This window comes from Pantoea sp. EKM103V (assembly GCF_011800365.1).
Classification (GTDB): Bacteria; Pseudomonadota; Gammaproteobacteria; order Enterobacterales; family Enterobacteriaceae; genus Pantoea; species Pantoea anthophila.
The window spans coordinates 1-272 of the sequence record NZ_JAALFQ010000062.1 but is presented as its reverse complement, the minus strand read 5'-3'; the positions used below and the strand labels follow the sequence as shown (position 1 = coordinate 272).

At 50.0% G+C, this 272-nt stretch carries 1 rRNA gene; it reads left to right on the top strand.

The features are described from left to right. Positions 1–272, top strand: a 23S ribosomal RNA gene (locus tag HFD97_RS22110); the annotation flags it as partial.

The window sequence follows — 272 nt, the reverse complement described above, 5'->3', positions numbered from 1 at the left end:
GAGCTTTACTGCAGTTTGATATTGAGTATCTGTACCACATGTACAGGATAGGTAGGAGCCATTGAAGTCGGGACGCCAGTTTCGACGGAGGCGTTGTTGGGATACTACCCTTGTGTTATGGCTACTCTAACCCAGATAGGTTATCCCTATCGGAGACAGTGTCTGACGGGCAGTTTGACTGGGGCGGTCGCCTCCTAAAAGGTAACGGAGGCGCCCAAAGGTTCCCTCAGATTGGTTGGAAATCAATCGCAGAGTGTAAAGGTATAAGGGAG